General features: G+C 35.6%; 21 protein-coding genes. 6 read left to right on the top strand and 15 right to left on the bottom strand.

The window, feature by feature from the left end; genetic code table 11:
* Positions 1 to 79: 79 nt before the first annotated feature.
* Complete coding sequence (locus D0S48_RS14290; RefSeq protein WP_225216103.1) at positions 80 to 988, bottom strand: MerR family transcriptional regulator; 909 nt, start codon at positions 986 to 988, stop codon at positions 80 to 82.
* Positions 989 to 1,306: 318 nt separating this feature from the next.
* On the opposite strand from D0S48_RS14290, the gene D0S48_RS14285 reads away from it, so the two are divergent.
* The 4 genes from D0S48_RS14285 to D0S48_RS14270 all read left to right on the top strand — a co-directional run bounded on the left by D0S48_RS14285 (position 1,307) and on the right by D0S48_RS14270 (position 5,980).
* Positions 1,307 to 2,605: a globin-coupled sensor protein gene (locus D0S48_RS14285; RefSeq protein ID WP_151112276.1), complete on the top strand. Its 1,299-nt coding sequence runs from the start codon at positions 1,307 to 1,309 to the stop codon at positions 2,603 to 2,605.
* Positions 2,606 to 2,628: 23 nt separating this feature from the next.
* The gene (locus D0S48_RS14280; RefSeq protein ID WP_151112274.1) at positions 2,629 to 3,699 is read left to right on the top strand and encodes an ABC transporter permease; all 1,071 of its coding nucleotides are present in this window, start codon (positions 2,629 to 2,631) and stop codon (positions 3,697 to 3,699) included.
* Positions 3,700 to 3,703: 4 nt separating this feature from the next.
* Positions 3,704 to 4,411 (top strand): ABC transporter ATP-binding protein, encoded by a 708-nt coding sequence (locus D0S48_RS14275; protein ID WP_144539275.1) that lies wholly within the window; start codon positions 3,704 to 3,706, stop codon positions 4,409 to 4,411.
* A gap of 390 nt (positions 4,412 to 4,801) precedes the next feature.
* Positions 4,802 to 5,980 carry an aminotransferase class I/II-fold pyridoxal phosphate-dependent enzyme gene (locus D0S48_RS14270; RefSeq protein ID WP_144539274.1) on the top strand — a complete coding sequence of 393 codons (1,179 nt, stop codon included), beginning with the start codon at positions 4,802 to 4,804 and terminating at the stop codon, positions 5,978 to 5,980.
* 50 nt (positions 5,981 to 6,030) lie between these two features.
* On the opposite strand, the gene D0S48_RS14265 is transcribed toward D0S48_RS14270, so the two are convergent.
* Together D0S48_RS14265 and D0S48_RS14260 are read right to left on the bottom strand one after the other, a co-directional pair.
* Positions 6,031 to 7,704 carry a diguanylate cyclase domain-containing protein gene (locus D0S48_RS14265; RefSeq protein WP_151112272.1) on the bottom strand — a complete coding sequence of 558 codons (1,674 nt, stop codon included), beginning with the start codon at positions 7,702 to 7,704 and terminating at the stop codon, positions 6,031 to 6,033.
* A gap of 134 nt (positions 7,705 to 7,838) precedes the next feature.
* Positions 7,839 to 9,272, bottom strand: a complete 1,434-nt coding sequence (locus D0S48_RS14260) for an MATE family efflux transporter (RefSeq protein ID WP_225321746.1) — start codon at positions 9,270 to 9,272, stop codon at positions 7,839 to 7,841.
* A gap of 338 nt (positions 9,273 to 9,610) precedes the next feature.
* On the opposite strand from D0S48_RS14260, the gene D0S48_RS14255 reads away from it, so the two are divergent.
* Positions 9,611 to 10,009, top strand: a complete 399-nt coding sequence (locus D0S48_RS14255; protein WP_144539270.1) for a VOC family protein — start codon at positions 9,611 to 9,613, stop codon at positions 10,007 to 10,009.
* A 55-nt stretch (positions 10,010 to 10,064) separates the two neighbouring features.
* On the opposite strand, the gene D0S48_RS14250 is transcribed toward D0S48_RS14255, so the two are convergent.
* The 4 genes from D0S48_RS14250 to D0S48_RS14235 form a co-directional block, all read right to left on the bottom strand.
* The gene (locus D0S48_RS14250) at positions 10,065 to 10,424 is read right to left on the bottom strand and encodes a hypothetical protein (protein WP_151112270.1); all 360 of its coding nucleotides are present in this window, start codon (positions 10,422 to 10,424) and stop codon (positions 10,065 to 10,067) included.
* 98 nt (positions 10,425 to 10,522) lie between these two features.
* Positions 10,523 to 10,999 (bottom strand): glutathione peroxidase, encoded by a 477-nt coding sequence (locus D0S48_RS14245; RefSeq protein ID WP_144539266.1) that lies wholly within the window; start codon positions 10,997 to 10,999, stop codon positions 10,523 to 10,525.
* A 5-nt stretch (positions 11,000 to 11,004) separates the two neighbouring features.
* Positions 11,005 to 11,448 (bottom strand): MarR family winged helix-turn-helix transcriptional regulator, encoded by a 444-nt coding sequence (locus D0S48_RS14240; RefSeq protein WP_151112268.1) that lies wholly within the window; start codon positions 11,446 to 11,448, stop codon positions 11,005 to 11,007.
* Between the two features lie 165 nt (positions 11,449 to 11,613).
* On the bottom strand, positions 11,614 to 12,135 hold the full coding sequence (locus D0S48_RS14235; protein ID WP_144539262.1) for a tubby C-terminal domain-like protein: 522 nt from the start codon (positions 12,133 to 12,135) through the stop codon (positions 11,614 to 11,616).
* A gap of 160 nt (positions 12,136 to 12,295) precedes the next feature.
* Between D0S48_RS14235 and D0S48_RS14230 the strand changes: the two genes are divergently transcribed.
* Positions 12,296 to 13,912 carry an MFS transporter gene (locus D0S48_RS14230; RefSeq protein WP_151112266.1) on the top strand — a complete coding sequence of 539 codons (1,617 nt, stop codon included), beginning with the start codon at positions 12,296 to 12,298 and terminating at the stop codon, positions 13,910 to 13,912.
* A 363-nt stretch (positions 13,913 to 14,275) separates the two neighbouring features.
* Here D0S48_RS14230 and D0S48_RS14225 read toward each other — a convergent pair whose 3' ends face one another.
* The 8 genes from D0S48_RS14225 to D0S48_RS14200 form a co-directional block, all read right to left on the bottom strand.
* A complete protein-coding gene (locus D0S48_RS14225; RefSeq protein WP_151112264.1) occupies positions 14,276 to 15,163 on the bottom strand; it encodes a DMT family transporter in 888 nt (295 codons plus the stop codon).
* Between the two features lie 6 nt (positions 15,164 to 15,169).
* On the bottom strand, positions 15,170 to 16,075 hold the full coding sequence (locus D0S48_RS14220) for a DMT family transporter (protein WP_151112262.1): 906 nt from the start codon (positions 16,073 to 16,075) through the stop codon (positions 15,170 to 15,172).
* 199 nt (positions 16,076 to 16,274) lie between these two features.
* The gene (locus D0S48_RS14215) at positions 16,275 to 17,711 is read right to left on the bottom strand and encodes a magnesium transporter CorA family protein (RefSeq protein ID WP_151112260.1); all 1,437 of its coding nucleotides are present in this window, start codon (positions 17,709 to 17,711) and stop codon (positions 16,275 to 16,277) included.
* Between the two features lie 104 nt (positions 17,712 to 17,815).
* The gene (locus D0S48_RS20680; protein ID WP_191963809.1) at positions 17,816 to 18,022 is read right to left on the bottom strand and encodes a hypothetical protein; all 207 of its coding nucleotides are present in this window, start codon (positions 18,020 to 18,022) and stop codon (positions 17,816 to 17,818) included.
* A 64-nt stretch (positions 18,023 to 18,086) separates the two neighbouring features.
* A complete protein-coding gene (locus D0S48_RS14210) occupies positions 18,087 to 18,530 on the bottom strand; it encodes a DUF2512 family protein (RefSeq protein WP_154312121.1) in 444 nt (147 codons plus the stop codon).
* A 19-nt stretch (positions 18,531 to 18,549) separates the two neighbouring features.
* A complete protein-coding gene (locus tag D0S48_RS20675; RefSeq protein ID WP_186318199.1) occupies positions 18,550 to 18,705 on the bottom strand; it encodes a hypothetical protein in 156 nt (51 codons plus the stop codon).
* On the bottom strand, positions 18,702 to 19,514 hold the full coding sequence (locus tag D0S48_RS14205) for a cytochrome c oxidase assembly protein (RefSeq protein WP_191963808.1): 813 nt from the start codon (positions 19,512 to 19,514) through the stop codon (positions 18,702 to 18,704). The genes D0S48_RS20675 and D0S48_RS14205 overlap by 4 nt, the downstream gene beginning before the upstream one ends.
* Before the next feature lie 2 nt (positions 19,515 to 19,516).
* On the bottom strand, positions 19,517 to 20,002 hold the full coding sequence (locus D0S48_RS14200; RefSeq protein ID WP_151112257.1) for a DUF2243 domain-containing protein: 486 nt from the start codon (positions 20,000 to 20,002) through the stop codon (positions 19,517 to 19,519).
* Positions 20,003 to 20,045: the final 43 nt, after the last annotated feature.

Below are 20,045 nucleotides of genomic sequence, written 5' to 3'. Positions count from 1 at the left end.
TAATATTTTTTTCTTAATAGAATTAGCCAACAACTTAAAAAGCTACTTGTTTTCCCTTATAGGAAAGCAAGTAGCTTTTTTAATTAATCACTTCTTCTAGTGAATTGGCTAAGCTTATATTTTTAAGATTTTTGCAGGCAAAATATTGCATAGAGCCTGGACCACCTATATAAAATTTAGTTTCCTTATGCTGTTCAGCAAACTGATCCAAACTTGCTAGTAATTTAGGATTTCGTTCAAAGGGAATGCTTGTCGAAGCAGACATTAATACTTTTTGTGGCTTTAGCTTCTCAACCATCGACTCAATTGCTCCAGGTGCAGGGGATGCGCCTATTAATACAGACTTCCACCCCTTCATCATAAATTGTAACAACAAAATATGAACGGGTATTTCATGTGTTTCATGAGGAAGACAGCAACCTAACACTAGAGGCGCATCATCCCTGTAATGAAAATTACGACGAATTTGTACTAGAAAATCGCGGACCATCATACTAGAGACAGCTTCCTGGTATTCATCCCATTCTTCCTTTTCCCAACGATTTCCCACTTCATGGAGAAAGGGCAATACGACCTTATTCAAAAAGTTATCTAATCCATAATGAAAGTACGCTTGCTGTAAAGCATAATTAAGTTCTATCTCGTCACAAGCAGTCCCGTGCTCTAACAGCTTAAAAACGAAATCATTAAACTCCGGATAAGATTCTTCCTGTGCAAAGGGTAGCTCACTTTCCATTTGAACTATCTCATCTTCCTCCAAAACCTGTGCCACAGCTTGCTTTAATGAGTATCCCTTTTCTGATAAAGTCTTAACTTTTAATAGTTTTTTTACATCCTCTTCACTGTAAATCCGATAACCGTTGTCTAAACGTTCAGGCTGTATAAGTTCATAGCGCTCTTCCCATTTTCGGATAACTTGCTTAGACAAACCTGTAACATTGGACACCTGCTGAATATTATAATTCCCACTTGGGCGAGATTGCATCATTCATATTCATCCTTTCAGCCTCATTATAAAAGCTGCTATTGCTCATTATAGCTAACCAACAGTATAACATTCAACCGTTAACATTATACAACAATTCTACGAAAAAGAAAATTCCTTCCGTATTTATTGTATAAACACCATTATACAATAGCTTTTTATATAAGCCTTTTATCTCCTACAAGAATTATTTTTTGTATAACTTTTAATAAAATAAATTATACAAACATTTGACAAAGAGTGTACTTCCTGTTAATAATAGGTGTATAAGATAACCCACTTACACTCATACATTAAAGTTGTTCACAAGGAGAGATTAAATTGGTATTACCTTTTACAAGAAAACGAGTTAAAGAACCAGAGGATAAAACAACTTTAAAAGAACCGGTTATACAACTGGATCGTTATCCAGAATTACAGAAGCAAATGAAACTTATTGGATTGACGACAGAAGACTTAAGGCAAATTATTACGTTTCAGCCATATGTGGAAAAGGGTATTAACGATATTGTCTCTGTTTTTTATGAGCAAGTCCTTTCAGTTCCTTCCTTACGAAAAATTATTGAAGATAGAACTCAAGTTGATCGTTTAAAGAAAACCGTTGGTAGTTATATTATTGAAATGTTTAGTGGTGAATTCACCGAGAATACCATTGAGAGAAAACGAAAACTTGCTCAAATGCACTTCAAAATTGGATTAGAGCCTAAATGGTACATGGGAACCTTCCACCAAATCCAATCTATTATCATTTCTTTAGTAAACGAGGAAATAAAAGTGCTTGATGAGAAAGAAAAAACTTCACTTACTATTTCCAAGCTCATTAACTTAGAAATGCAAATTGTTCTAGAGGAATATGAAAAAGAAAATGTGAAGCTGCGCCAGCAACAGTATGACATTGTTAAAACTGAGTTGAAAAGCAAAATTTCCTCTATAAGTGAAGACTTAGCAAACTTAACTGAGGAGACCACCACTTCTATTGAACACGTAGAATCGAATACATCTAGAATTCGTGAAAGTGTTCAGGCTAATATAGATAGCGTAAAACAAATTCAGTCAGACGCTAATGATGGCAACAAGCTAATAGAGCTTCTTCAAACTCAAATGGAGCTTGTCACTGGTAATACAGAAGAAATGGCTATGATTATTGGAGATTTAAAACAATCCTCCGATGAAATTTTTCAAATTGTCGGCTTAGTAAAGCAAATAGCTGAACAAACAAATCTTCTTGCATTAAACGCCTCTATTGAGGCCGCACGTGCCGGTGAGCATGGAAAAGGCTTTGCCGTTGTAGCACAAGAGGTAAAAAAACTAGCAGAGCAATCCAAAAGTTCTGTAGAAGAAATTACATACCTTGTTCAAACCTCTACTAAGCTAACAAACAAAGCGGTTTCTACCATTTCTGATATGGAAAAGAGCGTTGAATTAGGATTGGAAAGCTCAATGGATACTAACCGTAAATTCAACAAAATTCTTCTATCAATAGATGAAAATAATAACCATATAGACCAAGTAGAAATACAAGTCTCTAACCTCGTACAAGTTATTAGAGACATATCAAACGATACAAAGACAGTTGCCGTTACTGCAGACAGTCTCTATCAAACAGCAGTACAGCTTTAAAAATTTAGATAGGAAGTGAAAGAATGTTTTTAGCATGGAATGAAATTAAAAAAAATAAACTACGCTTTTTCCTAATCGTAGGTGTCCTAATGCTAGTTGCATATCTTGTGTTTTTTCTTTCAGGTCTCGCTACTGGATTAGCAAACCTGAATAGAGAGGCAGTAGATAAATGGAATGCAACAGCCATTGTATTAACCGAAGAATCGGATAAAAGTCTTCCTCAATCATTTATTAGCACTGAAGAGCTAGATAATATTGAAGCAAAAGATAAGGCAATTCTGGGACAAATAAGTGCTATCGCAACAAATGGGGATACTAAACAAAATGTATCTATATTCGGCATAGATAAGGAAGAGTTTCTAATGCCCAGCGTTAGCGAAGGAGAAGAATTCTCCAGCGAAAATGAAGTAGTAGCAAGCGACAATTTAAAAGATGAGGGATTTAAAATTGGGGATGAACTAGAGCTGTCCTCTTCTGATGAAACATTAACTATAGTCGGCTTTACAGAAAGCTCTCGCTTTAATGGGGCACCCGTACTTTATGGTGAGCTAGCAACTTTTCATAAAGTAAAATTTGGAGAAGCTGCTGAAGCCAATGAAGATAAGATTAATGGGGTAGTTGTTTCAGACGACAGTCTGTCCTCTATTGAAACTTCCAACAAAGATTTACAAGTTACTGAAATTGAAAACTTTATTGAGAATCTGCCTGGTTATACCGAGCAGTCACTTACCTTAAACTTTATGATTTATTTTCTATTTGGTATTTCCTCTGTAATCGTTGCAATTTTCTTGTACGTATTAACAGTACAAAAAATAAGTATGTTTGGTGTAATGAAGGCACAAGGAATTTCGAATGGTTATCTATCTGTATCAGTAATTGCTCAAACCTTCCTCCTAGCATTCATAGGGGTTCTTGTAGGGTTTGGATTAACAATTTTAACAGGACAGTTTTTACCAAGTGCAGTTCCTGTTTCCTTTGATTTGACAACAATGTTAATCTACGGAGCAGTATTAATTGTTGTTGCAATTTTAGGGGCAGTGTTTTCAGTGTTAACCATTGTAAAAATAGATCCACTAAAAGCGATTGGAGGATAAGAAAATGGCAATTTTAAAGTTAGATAAAGTAAAGAAAACATTTGGTTCCGGCCATAAACAGGTAGATGCTTTAAAGGAAACAGATTTTGTAGCAGACAAAGGAGAACTGATTGCAGTTATAGGTCCTTCCGGTTCAGGCAAGAGTACTTTCCTTACAATTGCCGGGGGCCTGCAATCCCCTTCTAGCGGAGAAATTATAGTAAACAATCAAAACCTTTCTAATCTAAATGAAAAAAAACGTTCCAAGGTCCGACTTAGGGAGATAGGCTTTATCCTCCAAGCCTCCAATCTAGTCCCGTTCCTTACAGTAGATAAACAAATGAAGCTGCTCGATAATGTTAAAAAGGACAATATGACAAAAGAAGAGCTAGAGGCTTTATATGAAAACCTAGGAATTACGGAATTACGAAAAAAATATCCTTCAGATCTATCTGGAGGAGAACGTCAGCGAGTTGCTATTGCCAAGGCGCTTTATAGCAAGCCTTCTATACTATTAGCTGATGAACCAACAGCTTCTTTAGATTCTGACCGTGCCTACGAAGTCATGAAGCTATTAAAAAAAGAAACAGAAAACAATGGTACTACTACTATAGTGGTTACCCATGACACTCGTTTGATCGAATACTGTGATAAAGTATATGTTATGACAGATGGTGTTTTAGAGGAAAAGAGCAAGAAAGAGGTAGAAAAAACAGATCCTCTTTCTCACTAGCTTATCCGATATGGAAAAAAGAGGACTGTGGTTAAACCACAGTCCTCTTTTTAGAAAAATTGTGCTATATTCTTTTAAAATTTACATCCTTCCTCTCTAAATAAAATAAGTAAAATGTAGTGGCATTTTGGATGGGTAGACATAGAAGCTTATAACTTTGGTTTCTTCTAGTATAAAATGATTGTTAGGCGAATATTAGATTTAATTGTCTAGTTATCAATCTGCTTAATTCGACAATATACCTTACTTGAGTAACAACACATCCTATTTAAGCAAAAACCTTTATTCCGTAACAGTAGTTTTTCAATATTTTTTCACAATATTAATATAATTTGTGTTATGATGATACATAAAAATTTATTAATTGTTTGTAAGGGAGTGCGCTTATTAATGAATATCCAACCGTCTACTAAAATGTCCTTATTTGAGCCCGCGATTTTTGGAGAGTTAAAAGCAGCCGCAGCTAGGAAAAGAGATGCAGGCTTTGAGTTATATGACCTAAGCTTAGGAAGTCCCGATATACCACCAAGTGAGGCAGCTAGGAAAGTATTGTCTGACTTGAGCTACTCAGCTGATTCTTATGGATATACATTAAGTGGCACTAAACGTTTTTATGAGGCAGTAGCTAATTACTATGAACGTCGCTATAACGTTTTACTAGATCCAACTACAGATATTGTTCAAACAATGGGCTCTCAAGAAGGTTTAGTGCACCTCCCCCTTGCCTTTTGCAATGAGGGAGATATTATTCTTACGACTAACCCCGGTTATGTGGCATATGACGCTGGTATCAAACTAGCAGGAGCAGTGCCTTACTATATGGATTTGTTAGAAGAGAATGACTATTTACCTGATTTAGGAGCAATTCCTACAGAAATTGCTCAAAAAGCCAAGCTTATGATATTAAATTTACCTGGAAATCCAGTCCCCGCTATGCCAAACAAGGAATTTTTCCGCCAGGTAGTTGCTTTTGCTAACACTTATAATGTCATTATTCTACATGATGCAGCATACTCTGAATTTTACTTTACTGGCGACTCTCCTAGCAGCTTCCTTTCTACACCTGGGGCTCTTGAAGTAGGTATGGAGATTAACTCCCTATCTAAAAGCTTTAGTCTAGCAGGGACTCGCATTGCTTATATAGCAGGAAATACTAAGATGATTGAGATTATGAAGCAATTAAAATCTAATCTTGATTTTGGGATTTACGGCCCAATTCAGGAAGCAGGAATTGTGGCATTAGATCACGCAGAGGAAATTACCGACGCTTTACGAAAAACATTTTCAGAGAGACACAAGGTTCTAATGGATGGTTTAAAGAATCTCGGTTGGACAGTAGCTCCCTCTAATGGTGGAATGTTTGTCTGGGCCAAGTACCCTTACGAAATAGATGATAAGGAATTCGTATTTGAAGTCATCGCTCAAACTGGGGTAGTAATGGTACCCGGGACAGTCTTTGGATCAGCTGGAGCAGGCTACGTTCGAGTAGCATTAGTACAAGATACAGAAATACTTAAAAAAGCTGTCGAACAATTAAAGAAATTACATTTTCCTTCATTAGTTCGATAACATTCTTATTATTACAAAAAAACCATCGACACTTTGCTGTCGATGGTTTTTTAGTAAGAAGTACTTTCGTTAATATAATACATATTTTTCCCTGCTTTTTTAGCTGTGTACATTGCGTCATCTACCATTTTAAGTAAAGAGGAAGCTGTAAAAGTAGCTTCTTTAATATGTACCACACCAATGCTACTCGTTATAGAAATGAGTGACCCTTCTATTAACCAGGGTTCTTTTATAGCTTTTTGAATTCGTTTTACCTTTTCTATAATTAGTGGGATTTCCTTAATATTCGGTAGCAAGATGATGAACTCATCTCCCCCTAATCGTGCAACAAAGTCTGAATCGTCTAGGGAGTATTTTAGACGTTTTGCAAATTCATGAATCACTTCGTCCCCTGTCTCATGCCCAAACGTATCATTAATATACTTAAAGTTATCAATATCTAGCATGACGACCGCAAACTCTTCTAACCCTGCTTTTATCTTAGCCAGCGCCTCAGATAACTGATTCCTAAAGAATCGCCTGTTGGGAAGGCTTGTTAAAGAATCATGGTACGCAAAGTATTCTAACTGACTTTCATTCTCTTTTTGCAAAGAAATATCACGAGCTATTAGCACCATATGTCGAAAGTTATGAAAAGCATCGTAGACTGGATTACCATTAATTTCAGTCCATATCCATCCTCTTTCCCCATGCATCCCCTTTAACTCTATAGTAAAAGAGCTTCCTTCTGAAACTGAATGCTGAAACTTCTGCTCTAGTAAGGAAACATAATCAGGATGAATATTAAAAAACGGTGCCTTTTTATCAATTTTTGTATTATCAAATCCAAAGACTTTTTTACTGGAAGGAGAAACATACAGATACTCTTTGTCATGATTCATCAAAATGACAACATCCTGTACATTTTCAGCTATTATTCGGAAATTCTTTTCACTTTGGATATACTGACCTAATAGTTTGTCTATTTCACGCATGTCTTTAACGATTGCAAATATGCCTAATATTTCTTCTCTATTTTTAATCGGTGCAAAATGGATTAAGCAGCTTATTTTTTCACCTGTTTGTTGAAGTAAGCGAATGCGATGGCTTTTTAAATCACCTGTAAAAGCCAGGCTAAATGCATCAGAAATCTTTTCTCTGTATTTGTAATCCAACAGCTCTGTGAAATTTTCACCTTTTAATTCTTTTACAGTTCTACCACTCACAGCTTGAATCATTGGATTACCATCTTGAATAACTCCTTCAAGGTCTAAAGAAAATATAGCATCTCCGTTATAGTCAAATAATGAACGGTATTCAGATTTTGTTTCTTCTAATAATTGTAGATTTTCTTCAAACTCTATCTTTACGCTTTTCTCTTCCGTAATATTTTTCGCAATTGCAACAATATGGGTACATTCATTATTAGAATTTAATATTGGAGTGAGTGTTGTTTCCGCATATCCATTTTCAGGAGAAAAATGAGGAACTCTGATCTCAAATTTAATAATCTTTTTAGTGGTATAGGCTTCGGCAAAATGATTTTCTAAGATTTCTGCAATCTCTTCAGGTAAAACTTCGCGAAAACTTTTTCCGACAGCATATTTCCCTATAATGCTATTCGCTGCATTGTTAACAAACTCATAAAGGAATCTTTGTTCTTCCTCGACCCGCATAATAAAAACTACTTCTTGAATCCCTTCTGTTAATGCTTTTACTAAAGAAAGCTTAGAAGATTCATACATTTACCACACCACCATTACAAAATATTGGTTGTCTTAATTTAAGCATAGATATAAGTGCTTGGAAACCTAAACCTTTAACCTTTCTACCAATCCATAGAATTTGTACTATATAAAAAGGCTAAAAAGCCAAACAATTAAACTGTTTGGCTTTCCAAATCGGAGTTATCCTTTTTTTTATGAACAAGTGCATACTTTTCCCATTTTCTACTTTTCCATCTAAAGAACATGATAATACCACGAAGCCACTCATCTGCTGCTATAGCCAACCAAATACCTGGTAGTCCTAAATCTAATACAAAAACAAATAAATATCCTAACGGCACACTCATCATGACCATAGACAAGGCTCCCATGATTACTGGGAAGGTCGCGTCTCCTGCTGCACGCAATGAATTTATAATTACGATATTTAACGTTCGACCCGTTTCGAGAATGATACTTAAGACAAGAACCGATGCTCCAATTTTAATAATTTGCTCATTATCCGTAAATAAGCCCATTAGTGGATAGCGGAATATGATTACAAGGGCAACCATCGCCAACGTAAAAATGAATGCTCTTTTTACACTATACCAAACTGATTTATAGGCTTCCTCTTTCTCATCTGCACCCACAAATCGCCCGACAATAATCGCAGTTCCCATACCAATTGCGACAGCAAATAAATAAGTGAACATAGATATATTAACGGCATACTGCCTTGCAGCCAAAGACTCAGTCCCTAAATAAGTTGCATAATACAAGAAGATAATTTGACATCCTTGGTATAAAATTTGCTCAAAGGCAGAAGGGAGTCCAATCTTGAGGATTTTCTTAATGTATTCTTTCGAAATAGTAAAGTAATAACTTACTTGAACACGATATTCCATCACTTGATATAATAGCCAAAAGAAAACAACTAGTGCTATAAACCGACTTATAACAGATGATATTGCTGCACCCTGAACTCCAAGCTCAGGAAAACCAAACTTACCAAAGATTAAAGCATAATTACCTACTACGTGGAAGATATTCATCCCTAACGATACAAACATAGTTTGCTTTGTATAACCATGTACACGAATAATGGCCGCTAAAGCATTAATAAGTGCCTGAAGAAAAATACCTCCGCCAACAATCATTAAATACTGATTAGCAAAAGCAAGTACCTCGCCATCTAGGTTCATGGCAGCCATAATATTTTTTGAAAATATGACAAATCCTATGCTTAAAAGTATCCCTACTCCTAAATTTAAAGTTACCGCTAGACCTGAAATTTTAGATGCCTCCACATATCTTTTGGATCCTAGATATTGTGAGACTACGATAGCAGCACCATTGCCTACTACCTCTAATATTAATATCGCAATATGGATATATTGATTGGCTGCTCCTACACCAGAAACCGCATTATCAGACACAGCACTAAGCATAAATGTATCTGCTATACCCATTAACATAAACAAAAATACTTCTAAAAAGATCGGCCAAGTTAAGTGAAATAAGCTTAGCTTTTCTCCTAAATCCTTCTTCTTTCTAATCGCCAATTTTATTCCTTCTTTACATATACATTTTTTCAACAAAAGAATCTTACCACAGAAACTTCCATTCTACTATAAGATAATTTTCACAACATATAGATTCTTTTATTCATTCAATTATCAAATCGCCTTTTACCAATTAAACACAGACAGCTCTTCTTTGTTGATTGTAATGGCAGGCGGCGACTCCGGCGGGATGATTGAGTCAGATTAGACACCACAACTCATTGGACCTTTCTTGGTTGTTTGTATTTTTCATAAAACTGGAATTATAATATTATTTTACTTATTAAACTATCGCAAAAAATGCAAGATTAAAGAGGATAAGTATGGGTAGAAATAGAATATAATACTCGTGCAAATCTAAAATAGGAGGTCTATTGCAAATGTCTCACTTTATCTCCCGTATCGCCACCGTAGAAATTCCTGTCAGTAATTTAGAACGCTCTATGGATTTTTATATGTCTGTTCTTGGAGTTCATGTTGAATCTAAAGGAGACAAGGCCGCCATGCTTTCCTTTCATACAAAAGGAGTTCCTACAATGTATTTAGTAGAAACAAAGGAAGTTAGACCTTTGTTTTTTACTAATACACACTCAAATGTGGTCCATAGCGTAATTGATTTCTATACGCCTCTGCTAAAAGACTTTTATCATTGGCTAAAGAAAAATAAAGTGGAGGTTGGTCCACTGAATGTTAACGAGGAAGGCTTGGGAGGATTTGGTTTTAAAGATCCTGATGGGAATAATTTAAGTGCAAGCAATATTGAACATTTTGGTCAGTAATCGCCATAATAATATAAAATACGTCTAACTCCGCAGAGATAGACGTATATTATACTTAATGGATAGATGGGTACTCGATACCTATGTTTTCGTGGATATATTGCTTGAAAGCTGGCTCGGATAACTCTATCTCGTTGATTTGTAAACTATCCTTCACGTATGCAAGCTTATTTCTTTCAGTAGCATATGATTGAATGTGTAGTGTATTGTCGATATACAATATTCCTTCATTTGTAATCATTTTATCCTCTTTGCTTAATAGACCTTTCTTTGTAAGCTCCTCTTGCACAACGGAAAGACGGTCCCCCAATCCATCCTTTAATACTTTTGCTAAGCTAATCTCAGATCCTTTTTCAAGAAAATTACATACATAATAGGCCAGTAATGTCTGTTCCTTTACCGTTAATCTCTCCATATTATTTCCCCATTTCGACTCTTTTTATCTTTTATTCCTTTTTCTCCTTATCCTTAAACATAAAGGACCTAAATCTTTTATGATTAGGTCCTTTATGTTTATTCATTTAATAATTTTTTTATGTCTTCATCAAATTCGGTTGGATTGTCAGTTGGCGCATATCTTTTAACAATGTTACCATCTTTGTCGATTAAAAACTTTGTAAAATTCCATTTTATTTTTTTGGAAAGTAATCCTTTGCTGTTTGTCGTTAAGTAATCAAACAATGGATGAGCTTCACTGCCATTTACTTTCACCATCTCGTGCATTGGAAAGGTTACCCCATAGCTCATGCGACAAGCCTGTTCTGCATCGGCACCATTTCCTGGTTCTTGAAAAAATTGATTGGAAGGAAAACCGAGTACAACCAGTCCTTCATCTTTGTACTTTTTATAGAGACTTTCTAAGCTATCAAATTGGTTACTAAGTCCACACTTCGTTGCAGTGTTAACAATTAGCATGGGTTTGCCCTTGTACTCACTTAAATCGTATTCTGTTCCATCTGCTTTTTGTACTTTAATGTCATAAATACTCATTTTCATCATTCCTCCATTTTTGATAAAAAAGCATTTAGTTCTTTTAATTGAGACATGAGTGTAATAGCATTCACGTCTAAGAAATTACAGCTTGTAATTTTCTTTATAATAGATAGCTCAATTTCTTTTTCTGCATTTTTAGCCTTCTCCGTTAAAGAGATAATAGAAGCTCGTTTGTCCTCCATGGATTGTTTCTTTTCTAACCATCCGCGTTCCATCATTCGATTGATGATAGGATTCAACGTACCAATCCCAAGCTCTAAACGATTTCCAATATCCTTCGACTGCAAATGATCCTCTTCCCATAAAGCCAATAATACTAAATATTGAGGAAACGTTAATTGAAAAGGTTCTAGGGTTTTAGCATATAACTTAGCAAAATTACTAGAGGCCTTGTATACCTCAAAACACAGCTGTTGCTCTAATTTAGAGGGTTTTTCTTTACCCATGTCCTACTCTCCTAACAAAAAATACATCGTACACGATGTATTTTTATAATATCCCATTTTATAGAAAAAGTAAAAGAATTTAATTTCTAAATGTTCGTATTAGTAAAATCCTCATCAAAAAAACTTTGCAATTGCTCAAAAAAAAAGCTCTGCAAAGTTTAATAATCAACCGCCAATATATAAAGTACACTGGCTAATCGCAATAAAAAAAGCTGGATTTTGAATAGGAGAGTCATCGGATATTTCAAGCTCAATCAAGAACTCCTCTTCAAGCTTTGCTCTCCATCTAGCAATTTCCTTACCCTCCCAAAGATAGCGTGTCCAATCTTCTAGTTCCTTGTCAATCACTATATTTAGGTCCTTCCCTATTATTAAAAGGTCTGCGACTAGCTCCTTCCATTTGTCGTATGTAATCGTGTAATGCTCTTTTGTTTCATAGTCATAAGCCTGATAATAAACTCTTCCCTTTTTCGATACTTTCTTACATGTGAAAATGATTTGGTCATTTAAATCATATATATCGTAACGAAGGAAATATCGATATTCCATAGCTCTATCCAGCAATCTCTTCAAATTATTAGAATAATACCGTTGAAAAGTGCATACTTTTTCTCCATTTGTTTTATAGACTATAGATTTAGGGGTAATATCAATTGCTAATGGTTGTGTGTAGTGATAAATGGGCATTTGTTTTCTCCTTTTAAAGCATTAATTTTAATATATCATCTTTTAATCTGCATCAAAATATTTTAAGCTTCTGCTTATTACTATTATATGTAAATTAGTGTATAATTTTGGTATTTTCAAATGGTGTACTATCAAGTCTTAAAATAGGGGGATTAAAGGTATGGTAGAAAAAAATACTTCTCAAACTTGGGCAATCTTGTTGTTTTCTATTGGAGTTTTTATGGCTGCCCTCGACAATGGGATAATCAGTGCTGCTTTGACAACCATCAACAGTTCTTTTGATGTTACTCCAAACTGGGGTGCTTGGGGAATAACTCTTTATACTCTTGGTTTAGCGATTAGCGTACCAATTGTAGGTAAGCTTTCTGACCGTTATGGGCGAAAGCGTCTTTTCATTGTAGAAATTGCCATTTTCGGTATTGGGTCTTTATTAGTTGCATTAAGTCCTAACTTTACCTTTTATTTAATAGCACGTTTCATTCAAGCCTTAGGTGGCGGTGGTATCTTTATTATTGGAAGCTCACACATTTTAAGTACACTTCCCATTGAAAAACAAGGAAAAGCGTTGGGAATGCTAGGTGGAATGAACGGTATCGCTGCCGTATTGGGACCAAACCTAGGTAGCGTGTTATTAGACCTTACAGGAAGTTGGCATTTTTTATTCCTCATTAATGTTCCCATTGCAATCGCCCTTGTCATACTTGGCTTTTTAAAACTAGAGGAAACAAAGGATGCAGCAACAGGAAAATTAGACTTTCTCGGAACTATATTAATTTCGTTATCTATTCTAGGGATTATGTATGGATTAACGAATATTGAAGGTGTCAACTTCTTTAAGAGCTTACTAGACTTAAAGGTGTATGGATATGTTCTAGCAGGTATTATTCTCTTACTAGTGCTATTATTTCACGAAAGTCGATTAGAAAAACGTGGTGGTGATCCCATTCTTCCATTACGTTTACTATCAAAGTCTTCTTACTTATTAACTCTATTAATTGGTGCGTTCTCAGGGGCACTCTTGGCGGGCATGATTTTTATCCCTGCGTTTTCAGAGCAAGTACTTGGGATTGCCCAAGAAAATGCTGGATATTGGATGACCCCTCTTGCTCTTGCAGCTGGTATAGGGGCAGCAATGGGTGGTATGTTTGTCGATAAAAAAGGTCCTATTTTCGCTGTATTATTATCAGGTATTATATCAGCAATTGGCTTTCTACTGTTCCCTATGTGGATTGAAGCAAAATGGCAATTCATCATCGCATCCTCTGTAGCAGGATTTGGGATGGGAATTATTCTTGGAGCCCCACTGAATATATTGGCAACGGAGAAGCTAGAATCTGATAAGGGAACTGCATTAGCCACTCTTTCCTTAAGCAGACAAATTGGGATGACCATTGCTCCGACTATTTACGCGGGATTTATCGCTAGAGGTTTCAATCAAATACCAACCATTTTTCAAAATGACTTCCCAAAAATCTTGCAGGATAATATACGAGAGGCAAATATTAGTGAAGCAGGTCTGATGGAATTTCAGTCACTTTCTGCTCAAGTGACATCTGCTGGGGAAATTATTTCCCAGGAAACTATGTCACAGGCTTTAACTCAGATACAAGACCAAGAACTTTTAGAGGTTATCCAAACAAGCGTCAATCAAGTCACCACTGTTGCTGCACAGGATGGCTACGGGGGACTATTTTATTCCGCAGTTGTTATTGCGAGTTTAATTATAATAACTACACTTATACTAATACCCATCCGGAAACGTAGCTTACAGGGATAAATAAAAAAAGATGGCCATGACTTATACATGGCCACCTTTTTTAATGAAGCTGATCGAGTCCCCGATTTGTTTCTCCTAATAAAGTGAATTAAAGGTTAAATGGATTGGTCGATTCGAGCAAGTAGAATTGATTTCCGCTTTAGGCGGGCGCTTTCCGCGGGGGGAGCGATAAGCCATCCCCGTCGCTAACGCGCGCGTATGGGATGTCTTATCTGTCTCCCTCCTCCCGCTGGAGTCGCCACCTGTCGCTACAATCAACAAATAATATATATAATATATAAATGAAAAACAATTACTTATTAAGTTTAACTCTATTTAAAGGTCGTTCAGCTTGAAGAAAAACAGACTAACCTCGAGGTTTGACTAAGCTTCTATTCCTCCTGGTCCTTGTTGCTTATTTGGTTTTATTAAGGTATAAATGATACCTCCGAAAATTAGTAGGATTCCTAGGGACTGTAGAAGTGTTGGTCGGAAATCTAAGATTAACGTGTCGAGTAATATAGCCACTACAGGGTCTATAAAGACTAGTGCTGAAATAACACCAGTAGTTAATTTTCTTAAGCTATCAAAAAATAAATAATAAACAAATCCAGTATGTATCAGGCCAGTGCCAATTATATATAGCCAGTTGGTTGTCGTTAATCCTTGAAATAGAGTGAAATTCAGAAAAGGCAGTAGGATTAGTATACCTATAGATGTTTGTACAAAGGTCATCGCATAGGCACTTAACTGATTAACGCCCTTACCTAGAAGCATCGTCATAGCATAACAAAAAGCAGAGAGAAGCGCCCAGATGAAGCCCGACCCAAGAAAATCGGAAATAGATTGGACCGTATTAATCCCTACAATCAGCATGCTTCCAAGGAAGCAAATCAGAACAGCTATAAGAGAGTTCCAAGTCATCCTCTCTTTTAAAAATAATGTTCCTAGTAGCAATACAAAGATGGGAGCCAAATTATATATAGTAATAGCAATCGTGATAGATGTCACCTCAAATGCTTTGAAAAGAAACACCCAATTTAAAACTAAGAAAATCCCACATAAAAGAATTTGCACTATCTCTTTCTTTTCCCATATCTCCGTCTTATGCTGACCAGTAATTACCCATAACGCCCCGAGAAAAAGAGTGGCACAGATGCAGCGTACAAATACTAATTCTATGGCTGGTATACCGGTCTTCCCTGTAAAGAAACCGATAGAACCAAAAATGGCCATAGACAATGTCATTTTTAGCATTGCCGCTTTGTTCATACAAGATCAACCTTTCCTTGCTTTATTTACTTTCTTATATCCTCTTATTTGTTGCATGAGGAAGAAAAATACGCCAACCAATACTATTAACCCGCCAATTATCTGCCATGCAACTATACGTTCACCTAAAATAATTACAGCTAAAATAGTTGCTCCAACAGGCTCCCCAAGAATGCTCATCGATATAGTAGTTGCATTGACATAGTTTAACAGCCAATTATTTATCAAATGCGAAATAGTAGGAACAACGGCCAATAAAACAAAAATCCCCCACTCCTTTGCATCATAACCTGTGAATGTAACCGAAGTGATGACATTATAGAAAACTAATGCAACGGCTGCAAAGCTAAACACGCAGAAGCTATAAATCCAATGAGAGACTTTTTTTACAGCACTTTGTCCAATCAGCAAATATCCTACTACTGCAATGACACTTAAAAACGAAAGAATATCTCCTAGTATGGCACTTTTACTAAGTCCGAAATCTCCCCAACCTACCATTACAGCTCCTATAACTGCAATACCCATAGTCAGCAACGCACTAGAGGTTGTTCTTTCTTTAAAAAGAATCATTCCACCGATTAGGGCGATAATTGGTTGTAGCGCTAGGATAATAGTAGAGCTAGCCACAGTAGTTAGCTTCAAAGAACCGAACCAAAGGGCAAAATGCAATGCAAGAAACATTCCAGAGAAAAACAACAAATACCATTCTCTTTTAGAAATTTCCTTAAATTCATTTCTCTTTAACCAGACAACAGGCAACAGCAATAAGCTCGCCAGAATCATTCGGTACATACTTAAAATAGTTGCAGGTGCGCTTGACCATTTAACAAAAATTGCAGCAAACGAAATAGCTACAATCGAAACAATTAACGGTAACACAATCGACTTAGATGTTTTTTCTTGATTCACAATCTTACCCCATTTATTTTCTTTTCTTATATCCTTTATTATCCTACAATTTATTACTTTATCAATAAAAGAAAAACATTCATTTAAATAAGTGCCAATTCAGCTTATTTTCTGCAAACTTTAGTACAGGCCTATTATTACGGGATATATATAATTGTTTCATATAAATAAGCAAAAAAATAATCCCCTTATCCGGGGATTATCCTAGCCTGTCTCTTTTCCATTTTCTATATTTATTTAACATGCCTTTCCCACCAGTGCTCACAAGTAAAGCAATAGCTAAACCAATTCCACTTAATGCAGTAACAAGAGAAATCCATTCAAAGAACGAATATCCAGGTACTTTAGACCAATCCGTGAATCCCTTCCAGTCCTCTATTACTAAGTTCATACCATAAATTCCGGAAATAGTTGTATAGATAGTTAGCATGAACAATAACATATTATGACGATTGTTTGTTTGATTTTCCTGAGCACGGTATAAATCATCTAGCGTCTTCTTAACTTCTATAAAAAGATGATTCAAGTTAAAGGTTTCTCTGAGTAAATGGGTAAGTTCCTTCCCCTCCTGCCTGGCTGAAACCTGTCCAAAGTAATATCTTGAATAGAATTTTGAAATAAGCTCAATAAGCTCCTTTACATAATCTTTGTCCTTAGACCAGCTGACCTCACTATGCTCGAACGATAGCTTTAATAGCATAATTTTATAGTAATAATGCAGCAATAAATTGTAATACATAGTCCCCATAAATTCTTCCATATCTTTTCTATAAGTTTGTTCTTCGTTATTTGTTACTGTCGCCTGTACGTTCTCAGAAGTAATAGTATATGTATTAGGCGCATAACGATCATATAGACGCTCTTTTACAAAACGTTCTATATAATCGGAGTTAGTACTTGAAATATATGGCTCACCCTCTACTCTTCCATCAACCTGAGCCACACGATATAAATGCTCCTGTAAAATTTCTTCGTCCTTTTTAACAACTAAAAAGATGGAGGACATCATTCTTGCATCTTCAAAAAATGGAAGACTTCCGTAATACCCTTCTAAATGCTCGTTTCTTATGATAAATGGCTTAACAGATGGACATAAATAATCCAATACTAATTGATTAGTTGTTTCAAAAACATAAGAATCGTTAGATATTTTAACTCCCTTTTCCTCCTCCAGCTTAGGCTCCAAAACCCTAAAATGAGAAAGGAAATGCAAAAAGTCTGAAAGAGTTTCTTGATCTTCCCCTAAAGTACGGATTGTAATAACTCCAATACCAAATGGACAAAGAGTAATATCTACACTATTAATAGCAAAATTACTTTTTTGTCCTCTTAGCTTCCAAACAAATTTCTCGTTAATTTCTTTGGAATATCTCAAAAACCCTCTATTCTTTGTTGTTTTTGGAAACAGTTTATCTTCAATATAAGGCAAGAAAAATTGACTGAGACGTTCATGACGAATCTTTACTCCTTCTCCATAGTAGCCTGCTTGGAGTTCCTTATTATTAAGCTCAAAAAATCTAAAGTGATGTCTTTCTAAAGTTTCCATCAATTTCTGTCTCTGTTTCTCATGAAAGGAGAAAGGAAACATATAGGTAACATACGATTTGTTTATCTCTAATTCCTTTATGTTATTCATCCTTAATCCTCCTCCAATACCTAACCTTAAGATACCACCAACTGCTTTATTTAAACCAAAAAGCAACTTTACCAAAAAGGGTAAAGTTGCTTTTGTTAACTTAATTAAAAGTTATTGTTATTTTCGTTATTATTGTTGTTGTTATTGTTATTATTATTGTTATTACGATTGTTGTTACGGTTGTTTCTGTCGTTGTTGTTATTATTGTTATTATTATTTAAATTTTCGAAGTTGAATTCATCACCGAATTCGTTGTTTTGATTGTTATTGTTGTTATTACGATTATTGTTATTACGGTTGTTGTTTGCCATTTTCTTTACCTCCCCTCTTACCTTTTTAGAATGGGCAAGTAGGGATGAAATATACGTTTTTCTTTTACTTTTTCTGAAAATCCTCTTTACTAAACGCTCTTGCAAATTCCAATTGTGTATCTGTTCGTTGGTAATATCCTGCTTTGTCTCTTGGATTCATTATTCTAGGCTCCCAAATATGCAGCTTAATGTATTGATGTAAATACATCTCACCGACCATCAATAGAAGAGAAATTATAAAGGCAGCTCTGCCAACTGGCACAGAAGGGTCGAATAAGTAAATGCCCATTAACCAAACTAACCCAAGTGCAAGTATAAAGTCACCTATTGTCGCTAATATATTACCTAGCCTAGGCATTAAGAATATATCTCCTATAAAACCTAAAACCGTCAAAACGATGCTTATAATGAAGACACCCAATAGATTAGCCCCATAATACCCGCCAAGTACGATCCAAATGATAGCAGTCGTCATAATTAACTTAATGAGAAACGTTTTGAAATACAACTATTCCACAGCCTTTCACTTAAGTAGATTTTTGACTATATGTTTTAGGATCCTTCGCTTGTTTTGCTATCAATTCATTTAACTCATTGTAGGATAAACCAGAATTGGCGTTTTTCCTCTTTACTTCTTCAATATCAGTTCCAACAACCGTATATTTTGCGTTATTCCCCTTCATATTAGCTCCTCTTTTCCATTTATAGGTGTAGGATTAATTATCTCAACTTTAGGACTAGTTTGATTAAACCAATGGTAATAAAGAATGATAATTAATCCTATCTCAATAGCGTCCCCACCGTAATACATAATCATGCCTCCTATTTCCGCTTCTACTTTGGAAATACCAACCGGAGGATTTGCATATATAAATTTGGACAGGATTGCATGACCAGCTAGAGCAAATATAAAGACTACAGAACGGTAAATATAGCTTTTTCTATGCGGTGTTGGGTCAATATAAAGGATAGAAATTGTAAAAAGATATCCAGCTAGGAAAATGTGTATATGAATGACGATATGGAACAATATATTTTCATGCATCAGTTCAAATAAACGTGTAGTGTATAATAACCAAAGCCCACCAATATTTAATATAGAGGTAACAATAGGATTTTGAAAAAAGTGAACAAATTTCGTTCGCAGTAAGCAAGTTATTTTTCTTGAAGCCTTTACAGGTAGGGTTCTTAGGAACAGTGTCATTGGTGCTGATAATGCTATCAATAACGGGGATAGCATCCCTAAGAACAAATGTCCTATCATATGCACTTCAAAGTCCGTATGCGCCCGCTCTGCAAGTGGCCCTGCTACTGATAGAAGAGCAAGAATAATTCCCGTGATCAATAACAATGTTCGACGTATCGGCCATCGTTTTTTACTTTTATTGGATTTATATACAGCGACTAAATATAAAAGCAGGAGAAGTACAAAAGGAGCCCCAAGTATTATTTGTGCAAAATCTAAACTAGTTTGATGAGGATGATCATGCAATACTATTCACCTCTACTTTTTTTACTCGTTTGCTTTAACAGAACTATACCTACTACAATCATTAAAACTGCCGTTATATTCCACACTAAGTCGTAAGGTAAAATATCCACGTTATATCGAATTTGATGTAAGCCCATGAGCTTGTGTTGAATGGTACCATCATACAGTTGAAAAACACCTGCCCCCAAGAATATCCCTCCTAGCCATCTTTTTGGCCAAAATGCTTGGCGGCGATGAAGATCTGCCATAAGAAAAGCTGAGCCCACGGTAGCAAAGAAACTAAAAGCGTGAAATATGCCATCTGAGACAAGTCCAATGTCTGTGGTAGATTTATCATAAAAGTGATGCCAATGTAAAAGTTGATGGAAAATTACTTCGTCTATAAAGGCAACTACCCCTAATCCAAATAGTATTCCCGTCCACATATTCTTGGTAGAATAATGCCTTTGATTTTCCTTATTAAGCGCATTACTTTTTAGCGTGGCCATAGCGTCCTCCTTTTAGTTTGAAAAGTCTAATTTAGTTTAAGTT

Source organism: Psychrobacillus sp. AK 1817, assembly GCF_008807035.1.
Lineage (GTDB): Bacteria > Bacillota > Bacilli > Bacillales_A > Planococcaceae > Psychrobacillus > Psychrobacillus faecigallinarum.
The sequence above is the reverse complement of the archived record's forward strand: the minus strand, read 5'-3'. Positions and strand labels throughout refer to the sequence as shown.